The sequence below is a fragment of the Okeania sp. genome (genome assembly GCF_983059655.1).
The window spans coordinates 1-2,467 of the sequence record NZ_CEZPJD010000227.1; the positions used below are offsets into that span (position 1 = coordinate 1).

Annotated in this window: 2 protein-coding genes; both read left to right on the top strand. The window is 35.6% G+C overall.

The features are described 5' to 3' along the window. Positions 1 to 1,443 (top strand): alpha/beta fold hydrolase (locus AC3DU7_RS14475; RefSeq protein ID WP_488040032.1); only part of this gene is annotated, 1,443 nt, incomplete at its 5' end. Positions 1,444 to 1,829: 386 nt separating this feature from the next. After that, a partial coding sequence (locus tag AC3DU7_RS14480; RefSeq protein ID WP_488040033.1) for a lipocalin-like domain-containing protein occupies positions 1,830 to 2,467 on the top strand: 638 nt, incomplete at its 3' end.

Consider the following 2,467-nt stretch of genomic DNA (forward strand, 5'->3'; position numbering starts at 1 on the left):
AAGAATGAATGGCAGCAAATACTTTCTAGTTTGTCAGAATTGTACGTTCGGGGAGCAAAAATAGATTGGTCAGGATTTGACCAAGATTATCAGCGACAAAAAGTCAGCTTACCTACTTATCCTTTCCAACGACAACGGTATTGGATAGAAAGTGAGAAGTCAGGGTTATCAGAATCAACTTTTGCTCAGATAACAGAAACGGCAACAGAAACCTTAACCCAGCAACTAGCAGAAACAGGTAATCTCTCAGCAAGCGAACTGGAGTTAGTGCCGAAAATACTAGAGTTGCTGAAACAACAACAGTTAAAATCTGTTACAGAGTCGGAGCAAAAGTCTACAGAAGCAGAATTTATAGTCTCCCCTTCATCAGTAATAGATATTGAGAAGTTGCAAGCTGCTACCACATCAGAACGTAGGTTGATGATAGTAGAATATTTGCAAGAGTTGGCAGCTAAGGTGCTGCAACTGAATACTGTTGAAGCCTTAGACACTCACGAATCTGTTCTAGAACTAGGTTTTGATTCTTTGAGCGTTGTGGAACTCCGGAGCAAAATCGAAAAACAACTAGCAGTAACTATACCTGCCAGCTTAATTTTGCAAGGTCCTAGTATCATGGAATTAGCAGAAGCATTGGTTGAACAATTGACCGACAGCAGTCCATCTGACCAAACTGTTGAAACCAAAAAAGGAAGTGGTTGGATTGCATACCACAAAGCGAAACCTAATGCAAGTACTCGTTTATTCTGCTTCCACCCCTGGGGTAGCAGTGCTTCTATGTATCAACAATGGTCTGATGCTTTGCCTCCAGAAATAGAAGTGTTACCCATTCAACTGCCAGGTAGGCAAAGGCGTCTTCAAGAAAAACCATTTACAAATTTTGCAAATCTGATTGAAGTTTTAGCCGATTTCCTTTCTCCTTATTTGGATAAACCTTTTGCTTTCTTTGGTCATAGTATGGGAGGGGTTATTGCTTTTGAGCTTGCCTATTTTCTGGAAGAAAAATATAATCTCAAACCAATCCACTTGTTTTTGAGTGGTGTCGTTCCACCATCAGACAATACTTTGTTAGAAACAATAGCATCTCTTTCAGAAGCAGAACGACTAAATTATCTTCTAGAAATTTCAGAAATTCCAGAAAATATTACTCAAGATTCATCGCTTTTCAATGAATTAATGAATATCTTTAAAGCAGATTTTCAACTGTTACAAAGTTACCGTTATTTAGAGAAAAAGCCACTAGATTTTCCCATCTCTAGTTTTAGTGGAGTAGATGATTATACAGTGAGCGATCGCCAACTTTCTGATTGGTCTAAGTATACTACCAGCAACCTAAAAATAGATAGGATACCTGGTAAACATATGTTTATGTTCTTGAAGGATAGCCAAAAATTACTTTTGGAGCTAATCTCTCAAGAACTTTTACCACAGTTAATTGCTCAATAAATTATTAGGGTGCAAAATTAGCACCCTTTTTTATTGAAGAAGGCAGAAGGCAGAAGGCAGAAGGCAGAAGGGAAAATTACTTATGGATTCTCACCCAAACAATTTTGAACACTGTGTAGACAGTGGGGTATTATACCAATTTAAAAAAAGAATGTTACGAATAGTGAGACCGATAAAAATAATTTAAAGTAGATGTCCCTTTGAGAAAAAAAGATAATTTATGCTCTAAAAAATGGCATTGAAACTATTCATTCTGACTCCTAACTCCTGACTCCTGACTTCTAAAAAATACCCTAGATATTTGTAGCAAACATTTATCAATTTGGTATTAAACCCATAAAAGAAATGATAAAATTAAGGAGGGTAGTAATAGAGACAATAAGTTTATGAAGCGCAAAATTTGGACTGGTCTTACTATCTTGCTGATATTTTTTAGTTTAGGCGTAGTCTACTTTTACGGTAATACTTTCGAGGAAGGACAAATTTATCAACAAAACAAACTAACCTATAGAAGTTTACAAACAAGTGATAATGCAGAAAAAAATTTAGTAGGAGAAAAAATGAGCGATAATTTAATCTCAAAAGATAATTTAGTTGGCACTTGGAAACTTGTTGATTTTCACACTATTGATGCAGAAAAAAAAGTTGCTTATCCCTTTGGTAAAAATCCTACAGGCTATCTTATATATACTGAAGATGGATATATGTCAGCATCAATTATGACGACCGATCGCCCACTTCTGGGTCTATCAGTAGAAGAAATGCAAGACTTGAAAAATGCTAAACTAGGACTAGAATTAATTGCTAATCTTGGCAAATATATTAAGGCAAGCTTGAGATATTTTAGTGCTGGTAGAAATTATCTTTCTTATAGTGGTAAATATGAAATACGAGATAGTACAGTAATTCACCATCTTGAAGTTAGTCTAGTTCCTGATTGGGTTGGTTTGGATTTTGAACGTAATGTGGAATTTTCAGAAGGTCAGATTATACTTACTAATATGGTAAGAGATACATCTTTTAA